General features: G+C 62.2%; 14 protein-coding genes, 2 tRNA genes, 1 rRNA gene and 3 pseudogenes. 13 read left to right on the forward strand and 7 right to left on the reverse strand.

The genetic code is table 11. The features are described from left to right. A 5S ribosomal RNA gene (gene rrf, locus GNZ13_RS54610) occupies positions 1-99 on the forward strand; the annotation flags it as partial. A gap of 137 nt (positions 100-236) precedes the next feature. Here rrf and GNZ13_RS02720 read toward each other — a convergent pair. Further along, entirely contained in the window at positions 237-704 is a 468-nt protein-coding gene (locus GNZ13_RS02720) for a hypothetical protein (protein ID WP_172160269.1), read from the reverse strand. 313 nt (positions 705-1,017) lie between these two features. Between GNZ13_RS02720 and GNZ13_RS02725 the strand changes: the two genes are divergently transcribed. The 3 genes from GNZ13_RS02725 (at position 1,018) to dhaK (ending at position 4,768) form a co-directional block, all read left to right on the forward strand. Continuing rightward, positions 1,018-2,508, forward strand: coding sequence for a M81 family metallopeptidase (locus GNZ13_RS02725; protein WP_172160271.1), 1,491 nt, complete (start codon positions 1,018-1,020; stop codon positions 2,506-2,508). Between the two features lie 124 nt (positions 2,509-2,632). Next, positions 2,633-2,709, forward strand: a tRNA-Val gene (locus GNZ13_RS02730). 349 nt (positions 2,710-3,058) lie between these two features. Continuing rightward, positions 3,059-4,768, forward strand: a complete 1,710-nt coding sequence (dhaK, locus tag GNZ13_RS02735) for a dihydroxyacetone kinase subunit DhaK (RefSeq protein WP_172160273.1) — start codon at positions 3,059-3,061, stop codon at positions 4,766-4,768. A 93-nt stretch (positions 4,769-4,861) separates the two neighbouring features. Here dhaK and GNZ13_RS02740 read toward each other — a convergent pair whose 3' ends face one another. Continuing rightward, positions 4,862-5,749: an amidohydrolase family protein gene (locus GNZ13_RS02740; RefSeq protein ID WP_172160275.1), complete on the reverse strand. Its 888-nt coding sequence runs from the start codon at positions 5,747-5,749 to the stop codon at positions 4,862-4,864. Next, complete coding sequence (locus GNZ13_RS02745; RefSeq protein WP_172160277.1) at positions 5,746-7,050, reverse strand: MFS transporter; 1,305 nt, start codon at positions 7,048-7,050, stop codon at positions 5,746-5,748. The genes GNZ13_RS02740 and GNZ13_RS02745 overlap by 4 nt, the downstream gene beginning before the upstream one ends. Before the next feature lie 155 nt (positions 7,051-7,205). Between GNZ13_RS02745 and GNZ13_RS02750 the strand changes: the two genes are divergently transcribed. Together GNZ13_RS02750 and GNZ13_RS02755 are read left to right on the forward strand one after the other, a co-directional pair. Then, positions 7,206-7,949, forward strand: coding sequence for a GntR family transcriptional regulator (locus tag GNZ13_RS02750; RefSeq protein ID WP_172160301.1), 744 nt, complete (start codon positions 7,206-7,208; stop codon positions 7,947-7,949). A gap of 208 nt (positions 7,950-8,157) precedes the next feature. After that, a complete protein-coding gene (locus tag GNZ13_RS02755; RefSeq protein WP_172160279.1) occupies positions 8,158-9,468 on the forward strand; it encodes an MFS transporter in 1,311 nt (436 codons plus the stop codon). A 5-nt stretch (positions 9,469-9,473) separates the two neighbouring features. Here GNZ13_RS02755 and GNZ13_RS53410 read toward each other — a convergent pair whose 3' ends face one another. The 4 genes from GNZ13_RS53410 to selD all read right to left on the reverse strand — a co-directional run bounded on the left by GNZ13_RS53410 (position 9,474) and on the right by selD (position 12,957). Then, on the reverse strand, positions 9,474-9,608 hold the full coding sequence (locus tag GNZ13_RS53410) for a hypothetical protein (RefSeq protein WP_268959126.1): 135 nt from the start codon (positions 9,606-9,608) through the stop codon (positions 9,474-9,476). 3 nt (positions 9,609-9,611) lie between these two features. Then, complete coding sequence (locus GNZ13_RS02760) at positions 9,612-10,667, reverse strand: permease (RefSeq protein ID WP_172160281.1); 1,056 nt, start codon at positions 10,665-10,667, stop codon at positions 9,612-9,614. Between the two features lie 28 nt (positions 10,668-10,695). Then, a complete protein-coding gene (gene mnmH / locus GNZ13_RS02765; protein ID WP_172160283.1) occupies positions 10,696-11,763 on the reverse strand; it encodes a tRNA 2-selenouridine(34) synthase MnmH in 1,068 nt (355 codons plus the stop codon). Between the two features lie 129 nt (positions 11,764-11,892). Beyond that, positions 11,893-12,957, reverse strand: coding sequence for a selenide, water dikinase SelD (gene selD / locus GNZ13_RS02770; RefSeq protein WP_172160285.1), 1,065 nt, complete (start codon positions 12,955-12,957; stop codon positions 11,893-11,895). A gap of 242 nt (positions 12,958-13,199) precedes the next feature. On the opposite strand from selD, the pseudogene fdnG reads away from it, so the two are divergent. The 7 genes and pseudogenes from fdnG to GNZ13_RS02805 form a co-directional block, all read left to right on the forward strand. Continuing rightward, positions 13,200-15,977 (forward strand): annotated as a pseudogene (fdnG, locus tag GNZ13_RS02775) (formate dehydrogenase-N subunit alpha); the annotation flags it as partial. 9 nt (positions 15,978-15,986) lie between these two features. Further along, complete coding sequence (fdxH, locus tag GNZ13_RS02780) at positions 15,987-16,865, forward strand: formate dehydrogenase subunit beta (protein WP_172160287.1); 879 nt, start codon at positions 15,987-15,989, stop codon at positions 16,863-16,865. A gap of 40 nt (positions 16,866-16,905) precedes the next feature. Beyond that, a pseudogene (locus GNZ13_RS02785) lies at positions 16,906-17,283 on the forward strand (formate dehydrogenase subunit gamma); the annotation flags it as partial. A 151-nt stretch (positions 17,284-17,434) separates the two neighbouring features. Continuing rightward, a pseudogene (gene fdhE / locus GNZ13_RS02790) lies at positions 17,435-18,430 on the forward strand (formate dehydrogenase accessory protein FdhE). 28 nt (positions 18,431-18,458) lie between these two features. Further along, complete coding sequence (selA, locus tag GNZ13_RS02795; protein ID WP_172160289.1) at positions 18,459-19,889, forward strand: L-seryl-tRNA(Sec) selenium transferase; 1,431 nt, start codon at positions 18,459-18,461, stop codon at positions 19,887-19,889. Then, a complete protein-coding gene (gene selB, locus GNZ13_RS02800; RefSeq protein ID WP_172160291.1) occupies positions 19,886-21,799 on the forward strand; it encodes a selenocysteine-specific translation elongation factor in 1,914 nt (637 codons plus the stop codon). The genes selA and selB overlap by 4 nt, the downstream gene beginning before the upstream one ends. A 62-nt stretch (positions 21,800-21,861) precedes the next feature. Continuing rightward, positions 21,862-21,954, forward strand: a tRNA-Sec gene (locus GNZ13_RS02805). Positions 21,955-22,010 lie beyond the last annotated feature (56 nt).

Raw genomic sequence — 22,010 nt, forward strand, 5'->3', positions numbered from 1 at the left:
CGAGTCGGTCCCACCCCTTCCCATCCCGAACAGGACCGTGAAACGACTCCACGCCGATGATAGTGCGGATTCCCGTGTGAAAGTAGGTAATCGTCAGGCTCCCCAGCAGCAACAGAAACCCCACCCCAAAAGGTGGGGTTTCTGCGTTTACGCCCGCAAAAAGCGGCGTCAATACGGCCTGCGGCCGGGAAGTCGCCGGCGAGGTGTGTCCCGGCGTCCTACGTTATCCGATCCGGCTAAGCCCGTTTTCGCATCGGCGCCTGATACGACATGCCTGCGGTAAAACGGTCGAGTCGTTCGCTAGCATCGGTGATCGCCCAAAGGGGCGCACTGTGCAGTTGCCGATCGTAATTTGTTGCGATTTCGGCGAAAAGCGCGAAGCCTGCGCTGTCCAATCTCCACTCGCCGGTTTCACGGCCGATATCGAAAACCGCCGACACCGCGCGCTCCGCCGCACCGAGTTGCTCGCCGGTCACCGAACCGAAGCCGGACTCAGCCAGAAGGCCCGTCAACAGCATGATCTGCGTGAGCGTTTGCGCATCGCTCGTGCTGCCGGCGCCGCGGCGTAAGGCGTCGAGTGCCAGATGCACGCGCAGTGCGAGGTCGTCGGCGATTTGCCGGGCGATCGGCAACAGCATGGCTTTGCTGGCATGCCGCGCACGCGCCGGGCCGGCGTTACGGGAGAATGGGATAGCTTGTGCCATGAAGGTCCAATGTTTATGCCTGTGCAGATGCAATAACGGCGTGGGCGGCAAAAGGTTGAGGCCGCGCCGCGCCCATTGCATGCTAACTAGTTGTCGGGCCCGACAGGCGGTCGTTTCAGGGGCATATCACCGTGGCGCTCCTCATGCGCCTGAGCTTTCATTCCACTCGCCTGCTGGCTTCCGATTTCGCTCCATCCTGTCGCAGTGTTTCGGGAAACTGTCGCACCGGCGTTGCCTGACGTGCATGCGGACATCTTTTATCCTACCGGTACTTACTACGTGACGCCGCACAAACGGCAGGGAGCACCCAGGCATGAAGATCCTGATTGCAAGGATGAACCACGAGACCAACACGTTCTCGCCGGTGGCTACGCCGCTTGCCGCGTTCGGCCGCAACGGCCCGAGCTACGGCGAAGACGCGTTCAACGAGAACAAGGGCATGCAGACGGCAATGGCCGCGTTCATCGATGCAGCAGAGCGCGAGCATGCCGGGATCGTGACGCCCATTTCCGCATCGGCGAATCCGAGCGGCCCGGTCGAGGCCGCGGCTTATGACGCGATCTGCGATGCGATCGTTGCGGCCGCAACAGGCTGCGAAGCGGTGATGCTCGACTTGCACGGCGCGATGGTCGCCGAGAATTCGAACGACGGTGAAGGCGATCTGCTCGAACGCGTGCGCGCCGTATTGCCCCATGCACCGATTGCGGTTGCTCTCGATCTGCATGGCAACGTCACGCAGAAGATGATCGACAACGCTGACGTGATCGTCAGCTTCAAAACCTATCCGCACGTCGATATGTACGAGACCGGCGCGCATGCGGCGCGTCTGATGTTCGATCTTATCCACGGCAAGGCGAAGCCGGTGATCGCATGGCGCCAGCCGCCATTGCTCACGCATACGCTGCGCAGCGCGACGGCCGAAGGCGCGATGAAGCGTGCGGTAGACGCCGCGCGCGCAGCAGAGGCCGATGGCATGCTCGCGGTGTCGGTGTTGTCCGGCTTCTCGCTAGCCGATATCGAGGCGCCGTGTATCAGCGTCGTCGTGGTAGCGAACGGCGAGCGTGAGCAGGCGGAAGCGGTGGCGGAGCGCATCGCGCGGCAGATCTGGAACGAGCGCGAGGATTTTGTTTATCGCAGCGCGCCGCTGGCGGAGTCGGTGGCGCAGGCCGCAGCGCTCGCGCAGGGCGCGGACAAACCGGTGCTGTTGCTCGATCACGGCGACAACTGCATGTCGGGCGGCACGTGCGACACGATGGATCTGCTGGAGGAGGCGCTCAAGCAGAAGCTCGAAGGGATCGTCAGCGGGCCGTTGTGCGATCCGCAAGCCGTCGCGGCGCTGATGGCGGCAGGCGTCGGCAGCACGGTGACGGTGACGATCGGCAACAAGGCCGCAAGCAATGCTGTGACGCCGCGGCCGCCGGTTGCGGTGACCGGCGTTGTGCGTGCGCTGACCGATGGCGAATACGTAATCAGTGGTCCGACCTATACAGGCCAGCGTGCGTTCATGGGGCGCGCGGCGGTGCTCGACACCGGCACGGTCAAGCTCGTGATGACAGAGCGCGCGCACGAACCATGGGACCTCGGCGTATTCGAGAGCGTCGGCATCGACCCGCGCCGCGCGCGTTTCCTGTTGCTCAAATCACGCATGTACTGCCGCCCGGTCTTTGTGCCGATCGCCGCGGCGCTGGTGGAGTGCGATAGCCGCGGCGTGACGAGTTCGGATTACGGGCTGTTCAAGTTCAAGCACGTGAAGCGGCCGGTTTTTCCGTTGGATACGCAGACCGAGTGGGCGTCGACGAATTGAAGCAAGTTCAACAACGAACCGCGCGACTCTCTGCGCGACGAACCGATGACCTCCCGCTCATGAACATACTTGCCGTGTGGGGCTTGTGCGACGCGCCCTCAGTCTCTATAATTCGCGCCTCTAAAGGCTCGTAGCTCAGTTGGCTAGAGCACCACCTTGACATGGTGGGGGTCGTTGGTTCGAATCCAATCGAGCCTACCAACGCATAAGTGACGTAGACGAAAGCGGCTCCGCTTTCGTCTACCGTCATGTTCTCGCATCACATCGGTGCACATCGTTATCGTGCGGCCGTCCTGTCCGTCTCTCTGCCTGTATTTCTCCCCAGTCTGACTCGTTCGCTGATGTCTTCGCGCGTTCGCGCTCGCCGCATGTCGATGCGTTTTCAATAGCGCACGGTCGTCAGTACGCCGAGGCATGTGCGGGAGTACCTTCGTCGCTTCACGTCGCATTCTCATGATGCGCGGTACAGTTGAGCCTCCAGGTCTCGCAACTGCATAAACTGCCGTGAGCTCGCGACACAGGGCCGGCGGCTTAAAAGGAAGCTGACGCAATGAAGAAGCTCATCAACGACGTCTCCGCGGTCGTCCCGGACATGCTCGACGGACTCGCGGCGCTCAATCCCAATCTCTCGTTGTTGCAAGGCAGTACGATCGTCGTGCGCGCCGACGCCGAGGCTGTTGCCACGCGCGGAGAGGTCGCGCTGATCTCGGGTGGCGGCTCGGGCCACGAACCGGCTCATGGCGGCTATGTAGGCCATGGCATGCTGAGCGCTGCGGTAGCGGGCGAGGTGTTCACGTCGCCCTCCACGGATGCCGTGCTCGACGCGATCCGCGCAGTAGCCGGTACAGCGGGTGCCCTGCTGATCGTAAAGAACTACACGGGCGACCGCTTCAATTTCGGCCTCGCCGCCGAGATCGCGCGTGCCGAGGGAATCCCCACGGAAATGGTGATCGTCGCCGACGACGTCGCCCTGGCCGCGAGCGGTGATCACGCGGGTCGTCGCGGGCTCGCGGGGACCGTGCTGGTTCATAAGATTGCCGGCGCGGCCTCTGCAGCGGGACGCCCGTTGGCCGAGGTTGCACAGATTGCGCGCGACGTGGCCGCCTCGCTCGGCACGATGGGCGTCGCGCTCACGCCATGTACGGTGCCGGCCGCGGGCAAGCCGGGCTTCGAACTGGCCGATGGTGAAATCGAATGGGGCTTAGGCATTCACGGCGAACCGGGTGTTGAACGCGGCGCGATGGAGCCAGCCGACGCGATCGTCGAACGGCTGCTCGCGAAGATCGCCGGCGACCTGTCGTTGCAACCTGGCGCGCGGGTGGCTTTGCTGGTGAACAATCTCGGCGGCACGCCTTCGAGCGAATTGAGCATCGTGGCCGGGTCCGCGCTTCGTTATCTGGCGACACGCGGCATCCATGTGGAACGTGCGTGGGCTGGCACGTTCCTGAGCGCACTCGAGATGTCGGGCGTCTCACTGACACTGCTGCGCGTGGACGACGAGCGGCTCAGCTGGCTCGACGCCGCCGCACATACCACCGCATGGCCCGCGTTGAGCGGTCGCGTCGCGCAGGTTTCCGTGCGGCCCGCACCCGCTACGCCTGATCGTACAAACGGCGCGACGCTCACGCGCGAGGCCACGTTGCGCCGCGTGATCGAAGCCGTTTGCGCGTGCCTGCTCGAAGCCGAGCCGACCTTGACCGACATGGATCAACGCGTCGGCGATGGTGATCTCGGTATCAGCTTGTCGCGTGGGGCGCGCGGCATTCTCAATGAACTCGATGGCTATCCTGCGGAAACGACGCCGGGTTCCGTGTTGCGCGCCATGTCCGCAACAGTCCGGCGCGTGGTCGGTGGCACCTCGGGCCCGCTTTACGCGGTGATGTTGTTGCGCGGCGCGGTCGCGCTCGAACAGGCGGGCGGATCGTCGGCGAAGGCGTGGTCGGCAGCGTTTAGTGAGGGCGTCGCCGGATTGATGGCGTTAGGCGGTGCGCATCCAGGCGATCGCACAATGGTCGATGCGCTGAAACCTGCCGCTGATGCGCTGCAAGCCGCGCTCTCAACGTCAGAAGGCGGGCTCGACGGGGCATTGGAAGCCGCGGTCGATGCAGCAAACGAAGGTGCGGCGCAAACCGCGTCGATGCATCCGCGGCGCGGGCGCTCGAGTTATGTCGGAGACCGCGCGCTCGGTCACGTGGATCCTGGTGCTCATGCCGTGGCGTTGTGGCTTGCTGCGATTCACGCGGCGTTGGCGCAGAACTGATCGCTATTCAGCCGAAAGAGCGCTGCCACTAACCTGAAGAAGCAGTCCGCCGTCGCCGATGAGGCGCGGCGGACTTTGGCCTGGTCGCTTCGCTCAGGAAGCGCGCTGAAGCGCCGTCGTTGTTGACGCGCCGCGGTTCCCGGATTCCTGTTCGAATCCGTAGAACGACGCAGGGGTTGTGCATAGAATCGCATCGATCACCGCTGCGTCCAGGCCGAGTTCCAATAGCGTCGATAACGACTGGCCGTAGTTCATCACGTGTTCGTACTGAGTATGGGGCCAGTCGCTTCCCCACATCAGCCGCTCGGCGCCGAAGTGTTCGACAAGCTGGCTCGTCGCCTCATGCACAAAGCCAGGACCCGGAGCCGCACATCGGTAGGCGCCCGAGACCTTGACCCACACGCGGCCGGTTCCACCATAACCGAGCAAAGTCCTGAAGCCAGGATCGTGAATGCCTTTCTCAGGGGCGGGACGTCCAAAATGATCGACGACCACGGGTACGCCGACTTCCAGCAGCCGGTCGAGCATCGGTGCCAGGTCCTGCGCATTCCGGTGTAGTTCGATGTGCCAGCCCAGTCTTGACAATCGTTCGAGCAGCGGCGCCCATGATTTCGCTCCCAGATCCGGCAATGCCTGCTCGATCAGATTGAGCCGTATGCCCGTTACGCCTTGACTATGCAGCTCGGCCAGCTCTGCCTCGGAAACATCGGGCGTGACCACCGCTACGCCCCTCAAGCGGTGCGTGTCTCGGGACAGTGCTTGCAGCAGGTAGCGATTGTCCGTCCCGAGAAAGCTCGGCTGCACCAGAACCGCGCGCCCGACGTCGTGCGTGTTCAGCAGTTGCAAATAGGTGTCGAGCGTTGCGTCGTAGCCAGGTGCGTAGCGCCGGCCATCCGTGAGCGGCAAGCCTCTCTGGAAGACGTGCGCGTGAGTGTCCACGCAGCAGGAGTGGGACTGAGCGAGGGATGCAGGAGCACTCATGGCCAGCTCCGCGGCGGGTCCATGGTCAATCGCGCATTGTCGACGGCATCGGGCGCCGATTCAGATACCACGCCACGCAGACGTCTGCCGCGCGTCTCGGGAAGCAGCAACACTGCGATCATCGCAAGGCCGTAAGCAATGGCCGCGTCGATTCCGATTGCCATACCGAGCGACATCGAATGACTCATGTAGCCGACGAGGACAGGGAAGCCCGCCGAGGCGATCCGTCCAAAGTTGTAGCAGAATCCGACGCCTGTGCCGCGCATGTCGGCCGGATACAGTTCGTTGAAAAGCGGGCCGAGGCTCGCTGGGATGCCCGCGGCGAACAAGCCGAGTGGGAAGCCCAGCACGAGCATTTGCGTGTTGGTCAGCGGCAGCATCACGTAAGCGAGAACCGTAACGATGCAGCAGAACGCGAAGAGGGCGACATTGCGCCGGCGGCCAATGCGGTCGAGCAGATAGGCGCTCGCCATGCAGCCGCACCAGAAAGCCACGATGACAACCGCCAGATAGCCACCGGTGTTCAGAACCGACAGGTGCCGTTCTTTGGCAAGGAAGGTGGGCAACCAGGTCATGATTGCGTAGTACCCGCCGTGAGCGCCGGTGCCCAGCACTGCGCCGATCACGGTGGTTCGGAGTACACGCGGCTGGAAGACCTGGGTTATCTGCCCGAGCACCGAGGTCTTGGGTGCGGCGCTTGCCGGTTTGACGCGTGCCGGTTCCTTCAGATTGCGCCGTACGAATAGAACAAGGCCGGCCGGCACCAGGCCGACGCCGAACATCACGCGCCATGCGGTGTCCGACGGTAACCAGGAGAACGCCGCGGCATACACCAGCACGGCCGCGCCCCACCCAACCGCCCAGGCGCTTTGCACGGCACCCATCGCCTTGCCGCGGTGTTCGGTACGAATGGTTTCCGCCATCAATACCGCGCCTGCCGCCCACTCGCCGCCGAATCCGAATCCTTGAAGCGCCTTGAGAACCAGGAGTTGCGGGAAGTTTTGCGCGAAGGCGCAGAGAAACGTGAAGCCGGCAAACCAGAGGATCGTCATTTGCAACGTCCGGACGCGGCCGATGCGGTCCGACAACGCCCCTGCGATCCAGCCGCCGAGAGCCGAAGATATCAACGTCACGCTGCTGATCGCGCCGGCCTGCGTATGGTCGATGCCATACGCGGCAATGATCGCGGGGATGGCCAGGGTGAACATCTGCACGTCGAGCGCGTCGAGCCCCCAACCGGCAAAGCACCCCCAAAAGGTGTTGCGTTCCAGGGGCGTGCCCTGCATGTACCACGTGAACATAACCGTCTCCGTTGCGTGGATCATATAGTCATATATATGACTATATGAATGATGGTCGCAGAACCATGGAAAGTCATTGAGTATTAACCCTCGCTCACGTCGCCGCTGCGGTATGTTGTACAGTAGTTACTCCTCTGAACAACTATATGAATGCTATGGAAGCGCCCTCTTTCGTGACCAAGCCGGATGATCGGTTGCCCCGTTATCAGCAATTGCGTGACGACCTGGTTAGCCGCATTGCCGCAGGTGAATGGGCGCTGGAGGAAGCTATTGCCACAGAGGCGGAGTTGGGGCAGTTCTATAACGTCTCCACTGGAACGGTCCGTAAGGCGATTGATCTGCTCGTTGCCGACGGCGTGCTCACGCGCAACCAGGGCAAGGGCACATTCATTCGCCGGCCCCGTTTCGATTCGTCGCTGTTTCGCTTCTTTCGTTTCAAGTCGCGCGACGGCGAACCGGTGCGGCCGACAGCGCGCGTGCTCAAGCGCGAAGTCGTGAAGCCTGGCGAAGAAATTCGCTCTACCTTGCGGATGAAAGCCTCCGAGAAAGCAATCCACCTGTCGCGTGTGCGACTGATCGAAGGCCAGGCGGTTCTGTCGGAAGAAATCTGGCTGCCGCGCGCGCGTTTCGAACCCTTGGCCACGTTACCGCTCAGCGATTTCGAGGACTTGCTGTATCCGTTGTACGAGCGTCTTTGTCGGCAGATCGTGGCGTCCGCTACGGAAATTCTAAAAGTAGAACAAGCCACATCTGACGACGCCTCGCTTCTCGATGTAGCGGTCGGCAGCCCTGTCATTCAGGTCCACCGTGTCGCGTCGGACTTCGCGGGCACGCCGTTCGAATGGCGCAGCACCCGCGGGGCCGCCACGACGTTTCAGTACCAGGTGGAAATCCGCTGAGTCAGCGACCCGCTGGAATACAGCGCGGCAGATCCCGCCAGAATCGCTGGGGCCATACGCGCCTATTCGGGTATCACCCCATGGTGTTCGATACCGAATCATATAAACATATATATGACTATATCAATCTGGCTGTTTTCCTCGACGTAGCGGCTACCGTGCCGCGAGGCGAGCGTCGATGGCGGCCGGCGAGAAAACCGGAGCGAACATGTCTACGCAGGCAGGATTTGAGCAGCAGGTAATGAGGAAGATGGCGTGGCGGCTGATGCCGCTTCTGATCGTCATGTTTCTGATTTCGTTTATCGACCGCCAGAACGTTGGTTTCGCCAAGCTGGAGATGGTGCACGCCCTCGGCATGACGGAAGCTTCATACGGGCTGGGGGCCTCGCTGTTCTTCATCGGCTACCTCATCTTCGAGGTGCCCAGCACGCTGGCGCTGCATCGTTTCGGCGCGCGGACCTGGCTCGCGCGCATCATGATGACCTGGGGCGTGGTCACGGTGCTGATGGCGTTCGCGCGTTCGCTGCCAGTCTTCTATTCCTTTCGCTTCGCACTGGGTGTTGCCGAAGCCGGCTTTTATCCCGGCGTCATCTACTACCTCACGCAGTGGTTCCCACAAAGCTATCGCACCAAAGTGCTGGGGTTCTTCACGCTGGGCAGTTCGCTCGCCAACATGTTGGGCTCGCTGGTCGGTGGTCTTCTGCTGACGCTGGGCGGCACGTGGGGCTTCGCGGGTTGGCAGTGGGTGTTTATCGCCACCGGCATTCCCGCCATTCTGATTGCATTCGTCGCGCTCAAATTTTTGCCGAATTCGGTGCAGGACGCGCCGTTCCTTTCACCGCAGGAGAAGGACGTCGTCATCGCCGCGCTCAGGCGGGAAGCGTCGGATGACGCTAAGGCGACGCGGCCTTGGGGTGCGTTGCTCGATCCGAAGGTTCTCATGTTCGCGTTGACGTACATGCTGATGTCGACGTCGTTGTACGGGGTGACCTACTGGATGCCGACGCTGCTGAAAAGCGATGGCGTGTCGTCTTCGCTGAACGGTGTGCTGAACATGATTCCGTGGGCGCTCGCGACACTGCTTCTGCTGTGGCTGCCCGGCAAGCTCAAGCGTGAGCGCGTCGTGTTGAAGGCAATGAGCGTGGTGGCGGGCCTCGGCGTCGTTTGTTTCGCGTCGAGCCTCGTTTTGCCGACCGCGTCGATGCGCTTTGCCGCGCTGTGTCTGGGCGGGGCGTGTATTCCGTTGCTCTATCCGTGTTTCTGGTCGTTGCCCCCGCGGTTCTTCTCCGGCGCAAGAGCCGCGGCGAGCGTGGCGGCGATCAACGCGATCGGCAATCTAGGCGGCTTTGCCGGGCAGAACCTGATGCCTTATGTCGGCAAGGTGGCGCACAACTCTGTCGCGCCAATGCTGGTGCCTACGGCGTGCCTGTTCGCGTTGGCGATTGGCACGGCTCTCGCCGCGCTGATCGGCGCGCGTCGCAGAATGACGCCCGAGTCGGCGACGATTCGTCCGACGTAATCTCGTCAAGGACGAAGCAGATCGAAGCCGGCCAGCACGACAACCCCACTTACCACGATCAGCGATACCGAATGCTGTCCGAAGTAAAGAAGGGCTGCGGCTGACCAGCTCGTCACCGCGAATGCTGCAATGCGTTTCATGCTTTAAAACCCCAATGCAATAGCCAGCAACCCGCTGACCACTCCGCAAACCACGACCGCCAGCGTCACCACCGTCAGCACGCGTTTCGGAAACGAGCGGCCGAGCATCGCCATCGACGGCACGCTGATCAGCGGCAGCGTCATCAGCAAAGCGCCGGCCGGGCCGGCGGCCATGCCGAAGGAGAGCATGGCCTGAATGATCGGCACTTCGCCCGCGGTCGGAATCACGAACAACGTTCCGGCGATCGCCAAAGCGACGATCCAGAGCAAACTGTTATCGATGCTGGGTCCGATGTGCGGAAACAGCCATGCCCGCGCCGCGCCAAGAATCAGCACTAGCACGATGTATTCAGGAATCAGCCGCAGCGTCATGGTTCCGAGGATTTTGACCCAGCGCGTGATCGCGGTGCCCGGATTGTCGTTGGTGACGAGTTGCGCCATCGCTTCGCGCGATGCTTCAGCTTCCTTCGGCGTGACCATCCGGTTCACGAGATAACCGAGACCGAACACCATCACGAGCCCGAGAGCGAGCCGCAAGCCCATCCATTGCCAGCCGAGCACGAAGCCCAAGAAGATCAGCGTGGCCGGATTGAGGGCCGTGTTGCCCAGCCAGAACGCGATCGCCGCGCCCGGTGCCGCCTGACGGGCGCGCAAGCCGGCCACGACCGGCGCCGCGCAGCACGTGCACATCATGCCCGGCAACGACATCAGGCCGCCCTTCACCACGCTGCTGAAGTCCGTCCGGCCGAGCGCACGCGCGACCCACTGCGGCGGAATCAGCGCCTGCACCGCCGAACCCAGCAGAAGGCCGAGCACCATGGCTTGCCAGATCGCCTTGCCGTAGGCCAGCGCGTAATCGAGGGCCGCCTGCCACGACGCCGGCGGTGCGCTCGACGACGTGCCCATCAGGATCGATTTGCCGATGGAATGCTGGCTCGCGGCGACGAAGGCGCGGTTGTAGTACGGGAACCACTTCACATAGAAGAGGCCGACGACGGCGATCAGCAGAAACACGATCCAGCCAAGGGCGACACGGGGCTGCCGAAGGGTTGATTGCATGATGGATGGTCTTAACGTTAGTTTTTAATCAGACGACAGCGAGCGCGCTGTTATCGAGTTGAGCAAGCAGTGCTTTTGCCTGCTCGACGACATCGGCGTCGTTGGGTCGAAAATGTATTTGCAACGCACGAGGCAACTGGACGAAATGCTGATGGCTGCTGCGTGCATAGGCCGGATCATAGTGCCGTTCGATCAGCTCGCCGGCGAGTTCAGCCCGGCCATTTTCGTCGACGAGGTGTTGCCAGCCCGTGACACGCTCCCGGCTATGCAAACCAATCATCTTCTGCAGTTGCGCTTTCAGCGATTCGGGATCGTCGAATAAATGCGCATAGTCGTGCAGCAGGAACGCCGCGCGGTCTTCGTGGCTCGACAACACTTCGACGCAGGCGCCCTGGTGGAACGTTTCGAGGAGTGCGAGCGGCAGCGCAATCGAACCGATCCGCCGGCTCTCCGCTTCGACGAAAACCGGCCGTTTGGGATCGAACGCGCGCAGGGCGCACACCAGCAGCGTGTCGAAGCGCTTTTGCGACGGCTGCGCAACGCCCGCCCACGCACCCAGCAGCGAGCCGCGATGGGCCGCCAGTGCTTCGAGGTCGAGCGTTTGCGCACCCGCCTGGTTCAGCGCTGCGAGCAGGCGCGTCTTGCCGCTGCCTGTCGGGCCGACCAGCGCGATGTACTTGAACGTCTTCGGCAACGATTCGAGGGTGTCCAGCGTCGCGCGCCGGTAACCTTTATAACCGCCGTCCAGCTGACGCGCCTGCCAGCCGATCATATTGAACAGCGTCGTGACCGAACCCGAGCGTTTCCCGCCGCGCCAGCAGTAGATCAGCGGCCGCCAGTTGCGCGGCCGGTCGGCGAAAGTCGTTTCCAGGTGATGCGCGATGTTGCGTGCAACCAGCGCCGCGCCGATCCGCGTGCCTTCGAACGGCGAGATCTGCTTGTAAGTCGTGCCGACCAGAACACGCTCTTCGTTGCTCAGCACAGGCGCGTTGAGCGCGCCCGGAATGTGATCTTCGGCGAATTCGAGCGGCGTGCGCACATCGATGATTTCATCGAAATCACCGGCTTGATCGAGGCTGACGAGTAGGTTTTTCAAGGGGTTACGGACGAAACGGACCGGCGGGAGAAGCGAAATTATCGCATGCGCCGTCAATGCCGGCTGGCGAGCCGTTCAGCCCCGCTTCCAGGGCCTATGCCTCGCCTTGCCTATAAACCCGCTTGCCCCTCAGATCACCTCGACTCGCGGTTCTCCGCTGACCATTTCGCCGATCACGCGCGCCTCGTCGAAACCGTCGGCACGGAACAGGGCGAGCACCTCGTCGACCGTTTCTGGTGCGCACGACACCAGCAGACCGCCCGAGGTTTGCGGATCGGTGAGCAGGGTGCGGGCCGTCGACGGCAATGAGGCCGGCAAAACGATGTCCTTGCCGTAGGCGTCCCAGTTGCGCCCCGAAGCGCCGGTGAAAATGCCGGCCTCCGCGAAGCTGACCACGTCCGGCAGCCACGGCAGATCCGCATAGCGCACGCGGGCGGTCAGATTCGAACCGCGGGCCAATTCCAGCGTATGGCCAAGCAAGCCAAAACCGGTGATGTCCGTGAGGGCATGCACGCCGTCGAGCGCGGACAGTGCCGCACCCGGCCGGTTGAGTTTGGTTGTGGCCGCGATCATCGCGGCATAGCCGTTTGAATCGAGCCGGTCCTTTTTCAACGCCGCCGACAGCACGCCCACGCCCAGCGGCTTGCCGAGGATCAGCACGTCGCCCGCCTGCGCGCCGGCATTGCGTTTGACACGCCGCGGATCGACCACGCCGATCGCAACCAGGCCGTAAATGGGTTCCACCGAATCGATCGAATGGCCGCCGGCGAGGGGAATGCCGGCTTCGGCGCAAACGGACTCGCCGCCCTTGAGCACCGCCGCGATCACGTCGTGCGGCAGCACATCGATCGGCATGCCGACGATCGCCAGCGCCATGAGCGGTTTGCCGCCCATGGCGTAGACGTCGGACAGCGCATTGGTGGCGGCGATGCGGCCGAAGTCGAACGGGTCGTCGACGATCGGCATGAAGAAGTCGGTGGTGGCGACGATCGCCTGCTCGTCGTTGAGCCGGTAGACGGCGGCGTCGTCGGCGGTATCGTTGCCGACCAGCAGATCGGGAAAGAACGGCAGCGGCGCGCTGCGCTTGAGCAGATTGGCGAGCAGGCCGGGGGCGATCTTGCAGCCGCAGCCTCCGCCGTGCGACAGGCTGGTCAGGCGGGGCGAAGGGTTTGCGGTGGAGAGGGTGTCGGTCATGTGTGGCGCAGATTTCGGGCTTCGAATGACAACATTATGGCGGTTGTTCGCGCGCGGCGCAGGACAGCGGCCGCCCACGGTGTTGGTCGTTGCAGACGCAATCAACTGATGCAAAAGGAATAGTGCCCGGTTCCGTTGAAACCGGCTGCGGCGCTTCATATTTAACGACATTAACGAGATAGATAGTCTGGCTGCGGGACTTCATATCGGCCTCTATAATCGTTATTAGTATCCCAAAAAGAGGCCTGATCGACTTCATTCACAGTCCGAGCCGTCTGAAGTATCCGGAGTACCGCGCAGCTGGATCGAATGAATGGAAGCGGATTTCCTGGGAAGACGCGCTCGATCGTATCGCCAGGCTGATGAAGGAGGACCGCGATGCCAATTTCGTCGAGACGACCGAAGACGGCAAGAAGGTCAACCGCTGACTGACCACCGGCATGCTCGCTGCATCGGCCGGTAGCAATGAAGTGGGATATTTGACGCACAAGACTGTCCGCAGTCTTGGCATGCTCGCATTCGATAATCAAGCACGTGTTTGACACGGCCCGACGGTGGCAGCTCTTGCCCCGACGTTTGGCTGTGGAGCGATGACGAACCATTGGGTCGACATCAAGAACGCGGACGTGATTCTGGTAATGGGCGGCAATGCAGCCGAGGCGCACCCGTGCGGATTCAAGTGGGTCACGGAGGCGAAGGCGCATCGCAAGGCAAGATTGATCGTGGTCGATCCGCGCTTTACGCGTACGGCATCGGTCGCGGATTACTACGCGCAGATTCGAACCGGCTCGGACATCGTGTTCCTGGGCGGGGTGATCAACTATTTGCTCACCAACGACAAGATTCAGCACGAGTACGTCAAGAACTACACGGACATGCCGTTTATCGTTCGTGAGGACTTCTCGTTTACTGACGGTCTGTATTCCGGCTACAACGCGGACAAGCGCAACTACGACAAGAGTTCGTGGGACTACGAACGCGGCGACGACGGCTTCGCCAAGGTCGATCCGACGCTGCAGCACCCGCGCTGCGTCTATCAGCTGATGAAGCAGCACTACTCGCGCTATACGCCCGAGCAGGTCGAAAAGATCTGTGGCACGCCGAAGGAGAAATTCCTAAAGGTCTGCGAAATGCTGGCGTCGACGGCCGTTCCAGGACGCGCCGGTACGATCCTGTACGCACTCGGCCGGACGCATCACTCGGTGGGGGCGCAGATCATCCGCACCGGCGCGATGGTGCAATTGCTGCTGGGCAACATCGGCATTGTGGGCAGCGGCATGAATGCGTTGCGCGGCCACTTAAACATCCAGGGCTAGACCGACCTCGGCTTGATGTCGAATATGTTGCCGGGCTACATGACCTTGCCGATGGAAGCCGAGCAGGATTTCGACGGCTTCATCGCGAAGCGTGCGACAGAGCCGCTGCGGCCGAACCAGCTCAGTTACTGGCGCAACTATCGCGCGTTCCACGTCAGCTTCATGAAGTCGTGGTGGGGCGATAACGCGACCGCCGAGAACAACTTCGGCTACGACTATCTGCCGAAGCTCGATAAATCGTACGACATGCTGCAGGTCTTCGAGCTGATGAATCAAGGCAAGATGACCGGCTACATCGCGCAGGGCTTCAACCCGCTTGCCGCGCGCCGAACAAGGCAAAGATCGGCGCGAGTCTGGCCAAGCTGAAGTGGCTCGTCATCATGGATCCGCTCGCCACCGAAACCTCCGAGTTCTGGAAGAACTTCGGCGAGTTCAACGACGTCGATCCAGCCTCGATTCAAACGGAAGTGTTCAGGCTGGCGACCACGTGTTTCGAGGAAGAGCGCGGTTCGCTGGTCAGCTCCAGCCGCGTGCTGCAGTGGCACTGGCAGGGCGCGGTCGGCCCGGGCGAATCGAAGAGCGACCTGGAGATCATGTCGGGGCTCTGGCTGCGCATTCGTAAGGCTTATCAGGAGAAGGGCGGCAAGTATCCCGATCCGATTCTCAAGATGAGCTGGCCGTATTCGGACCCGGAAAGCCCGACGCCTGAAGAAATTGCCATGGAGTTCAATGGCAAGGCACTGGCTGACGTGACCGACGCTACCGACAAAACCAAGGTACTCGCCAAAAAGGGCGAGCAGTTGGCGGGCTTCGCGCAGCTTCGGGACGACGGCAGCACGGCAAGCGGCTGCTGGATCTTCTGCGGTTCGTGGACCCAGGCGGGCAACCAGATGGGCCGCCGCGACAACTCCGACCCGACCGGCATCGGCAATACGTTGAACTGGGCGTGGGCGTGGCCTGCGAACCGGCGGATTCTGTACAACCGCGCTTCCTGCGACGTCAATGGCAAGCCGTTCGACCCCAGGCGCAAGCTGATCGCGTGGAACGGCAAGACGTGGACCGGAGCGGATGTTCCCGACTTCAAGATCGACGAACCACCTGAGAACGGCATGAATCCGTTCATCAAGAATCCGGAAGGCGTGGCGCGCTTCTTCTCGCGTGACGGACTGGTGGAAGGTCCATTCCCCGAGCACTACGAACCGTTCGAAACGCCGCTCGGTTACAACCCGCTGCATCCGGACAACAAGGCGGTAGTCAGCAATCCGGCGGCGCGCGTGTTCCCGGACGATCGGGCCGCATTCGGCACGCATGAGAACTTCCCGCATACGGCGACCACGTATCGTCTGACCGAACATTTCCACTACTGGACCAAGCACGCGCGCTTGAACGCGATCGTGCAGCCGCAGCAGTTCGTGGAGATCGGCGAGGATCTAGCGAAGGAGGTGGGCGTGGTCGCGGGGGGATCGCGTGAAGGTGTCGTCCAATCGCGGGCACATCATCGCCGTGGCGCTCGTCACCATGCGGATCAAACCGCTGATGATCGAAGGGAAAAAGGTCCAGACAGTCGGGTTGCCGTTGCATTGGGGCTTCAAGGGGCTCGCCAAGCCGGGCTATCTCATCAATACGCTGACGCCCTCCGTGGGCGACGGGAATTCGCGAACACCGGAATTCAAGTCGTTCCTCGTCAAGGTCGAAAAGGCATAGGGGAAAGAGATGGCACTGCAATCACTGGATATCAAACGCCTCTCGGCTACGACCTTGCCCGAACCGCAAGTGCGTGAGCCGGCCACGGGCACGGTCGCCAAGCTCATCGATGTATCGAAATGCATCGGATGCAAGGCGTGTCAGACGGCCTGTATGGAGTGGAACGATCTGCGCGACGAGATCGGCACGACGACCGGCATCTATGACAACCCGCGCGATCTGTCAGAGCATTCGTGGACCGTCATGCGGTTCTCGGAGTACGAAAACACCGAGGGCGATCTCGAGTGGCTGATCCGCAAGGACGGCTGCATGCACTGTGAGGATCCGGGCTGTCTGAAGGCGTGTCCTTCGCCGGGCGCGATCGTGCAGTACACGAACGGCATCGTGGATTTTCACGAGGAAAACTGCATCGGCTGCGGCTATTGCATAACCGGTTGCCCGTTCAACGTGCCGCGCATTTCGAAGAAGGACCACCGCGCGTATAAGTGCACGCTGTGCTCGGACCGTGTGGCTGTCGGTCAGGAGCCGGCTTGCGTGAAGACCTGTCCGACCGGCGCGATCATGTTCGGCACCAAGGAGGACATGAAGCAGCAAGCGGCGGATCGGATCGTCGATCTGAAGGAACGAGGTTTTCAGAACGCCGGTTTGTACGATCCTGCCGGCGTGGGCGGCACGCACGTGATGTACGTGCTGCATCACGCCGACAAAGCCAACCTGTACCACGGCTTGCCGCAGAATCCGAAGATCAGCGCGATGGTTTATCTATGGAAAGGTCTGGCGAAACCGCTGGCGCTGGCAGGTATCGCGTTTGCCGCGGTGGCGGGGTTCTTCCATTACACGCGGGTCGGTCCGAACGAGGTGACGGAGGCGGAAGAAGCCGAAGCCTAACACGAAGCCGACGAAGCACGCCGTTCCCGGGAGGCATCCGATGAAGCACGCTGAGCATAATGAGCACGGTGTGCTCAAAGACGTGAAGGGCAACAGCCTGATCCAGCGCTACACGCCGAACGAACGGACGAATCACTGGATCACCGCGATCACGTTCGTTTTGCTGGCGCTGTCCGGACTCGCTATGTTTCATCCGGCGATGTCGTGGCTCTACGCGATCTTCGGCGGCGTCCAGTGGACGCGGATTCTGCATCTGTTCGTCGGTTGCGTGATGTTCCTGTCGTTCCTGATTCTTGCGTTGCGCTTCTGGCATCACAACTATCTCGACCGCGCCGACATCCAGTGGATGAAGCAGATCGGCGATGTGCTCAACAATCGCGAGGAAAAGCTTCCCGCGATCGGAAAGTACATTCAAGGAAATAATCGGCAAGTAGCATCGGAAAGAAATCTGTAAAAAGCACGGCGCAACTTGCCGCGCACCGCACCCCGAGCCGCCGCTCCTGTTCGATGAACTGCGGCGGCTCTTCAGTTTTAGCGTAATTGCTGCGCAATTGTCAGAGGTTGATACTTTGGTTCAACGCATTCTTGAAGCCGGCGATATCGAGTCGCTCGATCACACGGCGATTCCCCGCATCCGTACGCCGGAACGGCTGGCGGTCTTTTCGGCGCGCGCCGCGCGGCTGCGTCAACTGGCGGCACTCAGCAATCCGATTGCCGGCTATTTGCGCCTGATGGCCGTGCTGGCGGACGCGCAACAAGCCGTGATCACCGGCTTCAAGGCGAAGCCGCCCAGCGCCGAGTTGATCGCGAGCGCACAACAGCATTCCATGCCGCTGATTCCGGCGCTCTCCGGCGTGCGCGATCCGGCGTGGCACGACGTTTTGCTGCAGCTGGTCGATAAGGTGCAAGCCGCCGGCTCGCTCACACCGCCGCTCGAAGGGCTCCTCGCCAGACTGCGAACATTCGATAAAGCCACGCTCGAAGCCTAGGCCGATGCGATCTTCGCGCAGCGTTTCGAGGAAATCGATCCGGCGAGCGCGCCGTTCATCATGGCTGCGCTGCAAGTGGTCTGGACCGACCTCGCCGCCGATATCGACAAGCGCGAAGTACCGTACATCGAGACGCTCGGCCTGTGTCCCGTATGTGGGTCGCATCCGGTGGCGAGCATGGTGCGGGTGGGCGGTGCGTATGACAATTACCGCTACCTGCAATGCGGTTTGTGTGCGACGGAGTGGCACATGGTCCGCTCGAAATGTTCGAACTGCGACTCGACCAAGGGCATTGCCTATCAAGCCGTCGGCGCGCAGGACGCCGACGAGGCCACCCGGGAAGCCGATTCCAGGAACGCAGCCTTGAAGGCGGAGTCGTGCGACGAATGTCATACTTACCGGAAGATCGGCATGCAGTCGAAGGACTACGATTTCGAACCGTTCGCGGACGATCTCGCCAGTCTCACGCTGGACCTGCTGATGGGGGCAGAAGGTTACCGGCGCGCGTCGCCGCATCCGTGGCTGTGGCCGGAGCAGGCCGCCACCGCGGCCGAGTCTTCCGGCGAATCGGACTGAAACGCGACTGAAGAAAAGGGATTGCCTCGTGAGCGATGTGACCGGCTCTGAATTGCGCGCGTTGATGGCGCGCGTGCCGTCGGTGGAAAAGGTGATGGTGTCGGCTGAGTTTGCGGCGTTGCTGACCGAGTTCGGCCGCACGCAAGTGCTGAGTGCCTTGCGTCACGCGCTCGACACTTGGCGCGCCAGCGCCCAGTCCGGCGATGTGTCGGTGAGCGCGCTCGATGTCGCGCAACTGCAGGTATCGGTCGAGGCTGCGCTGCGCCGGCGCAACGCGGCCCGCTTGCGTAGCGTCTTCAATCTGACCGGCACCGTGCTGCATACCAACCTCGGCCGCGCCTTGTTGCCGGACGAAGCGGTGCAAGCCGTCATGAAGGCGCTCACGCAACCGGCCAACCTCGAGTTCGATCTCGGCACCGGCAAGCGCGGTGACCGCGACGATCTGATCGACGAACTCATCTGCGAACTGACCGGCGCGGAAGCGGCGACCGTGGTCAACAACAATGCCGCCGCCGTGTTGCTCACGTTGTCCGCGTTGGCGTCGAAGAAAGAAGTGATCGTGTCGCGTGGCGAGTTGGTTGAAATCGGCGCCGCGTTTCGCATTCCCGACATCATGAGCCGCGCGGGCGCAAAGCTGCGCGAAGTCGGCACCACCAATCGCACGCATCTGAAGGACTACGACGAAGCCATCGGCCCGCAAACCGCGCTTCTGATGAAAGTCCACGCGAGCAACTACGCGATCAATGGATTCACCAAAGAGGTCGCGGTCGATGCCATCGCGCCGCTCGCCCACGCGCGCGGTATCGCCGTTGCCGTGGACCTCGGCAGCGGCACGCTGGTCGATCTGACGCAATGGGGCTTGCCACGCGAGACGACGGTACGCGAAACCATCGAAGCCGGCGCCGACCTTGTCACGTTCAGCGGCGACAAATTGCTTGGCGGCCCGCAAGCCGGGTTGATCGTCGGCCGGCGCGATCTGATCGCAAAGGTCAAGAAGCATCCCCTCAAGCGCGCGCTGCGGGTTGGCAAACTGACGCTCGCGGCACTGGAACCCGTGCTGCAGATGTACCGCGCGCCGGAGAAGCTCGCTGAACGGCTGACCACGCTGCGTTTGCTCACGCGTCCGAGCGACGATATCCGGCTCACCGCGGAGCGGGTACAGCCTGCGTTGCAGCGCGCGGCCGGCGAACGCTACACCGTGGTGGCCGAGCCCATGTTCAGCCAGATTGGCAGCGGTGCGTTGCCCGTCGATGTGCTGCCGAGCTACGGTCTTGTCATCAGGACTGCCGATGGCAAGCGCGGCGGCCGTCAATTGCTCGCGCTCGAGAAGCGCTTGCGCGAGATGGCGCGGCCGGTCATCGGCCGTATCGCAGACGATGCGTTGCGTCTCGATCTGCGTTGTCTCGAAGCCGCGGATGAAGCGCAGTTGATCGAGCAACTGACGGGCATGCACGCATGATCGTAGGTACGGCGGGGCATATCGACCACGGCAAAACGAGTCTGGTGAGAGCGCTGTCGGGCGTCGATACGGATCGTCTCAAGGAAGAAAAGGCGCGCGGTATTTCGATCGAACTGGGTTATGCGTACGTGCCACTCGACAACGGCGACGTGCTCGGCCTGGTCGACGTGCCGGGCCACGAAAAGCTCGTCCATACGATGACCGCGGGCGCAAGCGGGATCGATTTCGCCCTGCTCGTAATCGCTTCCGACGACGGCGTGATGCCGCAAACGCGCGAACATCTGGCGATTGTGGAACTGCTCGGCATCAAGCGCGGCGCGATAGCGCTGACCAAGATAGATCGCGTTGATGCCGAGCGGCTGCAGCAAGTGCATGACGAGGTCACCGCGTTTTTGAGCGGCAGCGTGTTGCAGGACGCACCCGTGTTCGACACCTACGCGACGCGTGACGATGACCCTGGCGTGGCTGCGCTGAAGGCGCATTTGCACTCAGCGGCAGCCGAGTGGCGCATGAAGCGTGACGACGGCCTGTTCCGTCTCGCGGTCGACCGGGTCTTTACGCTCTCGGGTCAAGGCACGATCGTGACAGGGACTGTGGTGTCGGGACGCGTAGCGGCGGGCGACACGATGCTGCTCGCGCCGAAAAATCAATCGGTGCGCGTGCGCAGTATTCACGCGCAGAATCGTCCGGCCGAGACCGGGCGGGCAGGCGAGCGCTGCGCATTGAACCTTGCGGGCATCGAGAAGATCGCAATCGACCGCGGCGACTGGATCGTCGATCCACGTCTGTCGCAAGCCTCGGAACGCATCGACGTGATGCTGACGCTGCTCGCTGATGCACCGTTGACGCTGGAGCATTGGGCGCCGCTGCATGTGCATCTGGGCACGCAGCATCAGGTGGCGCACGTCGCGTTGCTCGACGGCGAAACGCTCGGCGCAGGTCAGTCGGCGCGCGTCCAACTCGTGTTCGAGCGGCCGGTGTGTGCGCTTCCTGGCGACCGCTTTGTGGTGCGCAATGCGCAAGCTAATCGCACGGTTGGCGGCGGTCATGTGCTTGATCCGTTTGCGCCTTCGAGCAAGCGTCGCTCACCCGAGCGGCTCGCGTGGCTGGATGCGATTCAGATCATGCTCGACACCGGGGCGCTGGATTCGCTCCTGGCAAGGGCTCCGTTTGGGTTGTCCCGTTCGTTGCTGGAAAGACTGACGAGCATGCAGGCGGCCGTGCTCGAGTTGCGGTCTGACACGCGCGTCGTGGAGCTTCCCGGTAGTGATGCGTTGTTGATCGCCGATGCATCTTGGCGGGCGCTGAATACGCGACTGACTACGACGCTAAAGCAGTACCACGAGCGCTCGCCGGACGAACTGGGTCCGGATGTATCGCGCTTACGGCGGATCGCAGCGCCGCTCGTCGACGATGCTTTGTGGCGCGCGCTAGTCGACGATGCGGCGGCGCGCGGCGAGATTGTCAGACGCGGGCCGTGGTTGCATCTGCCGGAGCATGCGGTGACGCTCGACGACGCCGACCGTGCACTCGCGGCGGCGCTGCTGCCGGCGTTGAAAGCGGGGCGTTTCGATCCGCCCTGGGTTCGTGATCTGGCGAACGCACATGACGTATCGGAGGACCGCGTGCGGCAGTTGCTGCGCAAACTTGCGCGGCAGGGCGAGCTTTTTCAGGTTGTGCGCGACCTCTTTTATCACCATGAGGTGATTCGTGAACTGGCTTTGATTGCGGGCTCGGAAGCGCAGAAGAATGCGGGTACGGTGGCGGCTGCACCGTTTCGCGATGTCACCGGTCTCGGCCGAAAGCGCGCGATTCAGCTTTTAGAATTCTTCGACCGGGTTGGGTATACTCGCTTCCGCCGTGGCCTGCATCTGATGCGCACGGATAGTCGTTGGCTCGATCTATTTTGATTCGGCGTTCGAACTGCAATGCGTAGTTCGTAGTTCGTAGTATGAGTAGTTCAATCACCGTAGGAAGGCATTCGTATCCGGTGGTGCGGCTGGGCTTCAAACCCAGTTGAGGGCGTCAGCCGCTCTCAGGTCGGTTCGACTCCGGCTGCCTTCCGCCCTAGGTTTTATAAGGGTTTGCGGGCGATCGGCTGACTTCTCAGAAACAGTTCTT

This window comes from Paraburkholderia elongata (assembly GCF_013177735.1).
GTDB lineage: Bacteria > Pseudomonadota > Gammaproteobacteria > Burkholderiales > Burkholderiaceae > Paraburkholderia > Paraburkholderia elongata.

What these genes read in the sequence shown, in the direction of transcription:
- GNZ13_RS02725 (WP_172160271.1), top strand. Translation starts at nt 1,018, where the DNA reads ATGAAGATCCTGATTGCAAGGATGAACCACGAGACCAACACGTTCTCG.
- GNZ13_RS02720 (WP_172160269.1), bottom strand. Translation starts at nt 704, where the DNA reads ATGGCACAAGCTATCCCATTCTCCCGTAACGCCGGCCCGGCGCGTGCG.
- fdxH (WP_172160287.1), top strand. Translation starts at nt 15,987, where the DNA reads ATGGCACTGCAATCACTGGATATCAAACGCCTCTCGGCTACGACCTTG.
- GNZ13_RS02745 (WP_172160277.1), bottom strand. Translation starts at nt 7,050, where the DNA reads ATGTTCACGTGGTACATGCAGGGCACGCCCCTGGAACGCAACACCTTT.
- selB (WP_172160291.1), top strand. Translation starts at nt 19,886, where the DNA reads ATGATCGTAGGTACGGCGGGGCATATCGACCACGGCAAAACGAGTCTG.
- GNZ13_RS02755 (WP_172160279.1), top strand. Translation starts at nt 8,158, where the DNA reads ATGTCTACGCAGGCAGGATTTGAGCAGCAGGTAATGAGGAAGATGGCG.
- GNZ13_RS53410 (WP_268959126.1), bottom strand. Translation starts at nt 9,608, where the DNA reads ATGAAACGCATTGCAGCATTCGCGGTGACGAGCTGGTCAGCCGCAGCC.
- GNZ13_RS02750 (WP_172160301.1), top strand. Translation starts at nt 7,206, where the DNA reads ATGGAAGCGCCCTCTTTCGTGACCAAGCCGGATGATCGGTTGCCCCGT.
- GNZ13_RS02760 (WP_172160281.1), bottom strand. Translation starts at nt 10,667, where the DNA reads ATGCAATCAACCCTTCGGCAGCCCCGTGTCGCCCTTGGCTGGATCGTG.
- selD (WP_172160285.1), bottom strand. Translation starts at nt 12,957, where the DNA reads ATGACCGACACCCTCTCCACCGCAAACCCTTCGCCCCGCCTGACCAGC.
- dhaK (WP_172160273.1), top strand. Translation starts at nt 3,059, where the DNA reads ATGAAGAAGCTCATCAACGACGTCTCCGCGGTCGTCCCGGACATGCTC.
- GNZ13_RS02740 (WP_172160275.1), bottom strand. Translation starts at nt 5,749, where the DNA reads ATGAGTGCTCCTGCATCCCTCGCTCAGTCCCACTCCTGCTGCGTGGAC.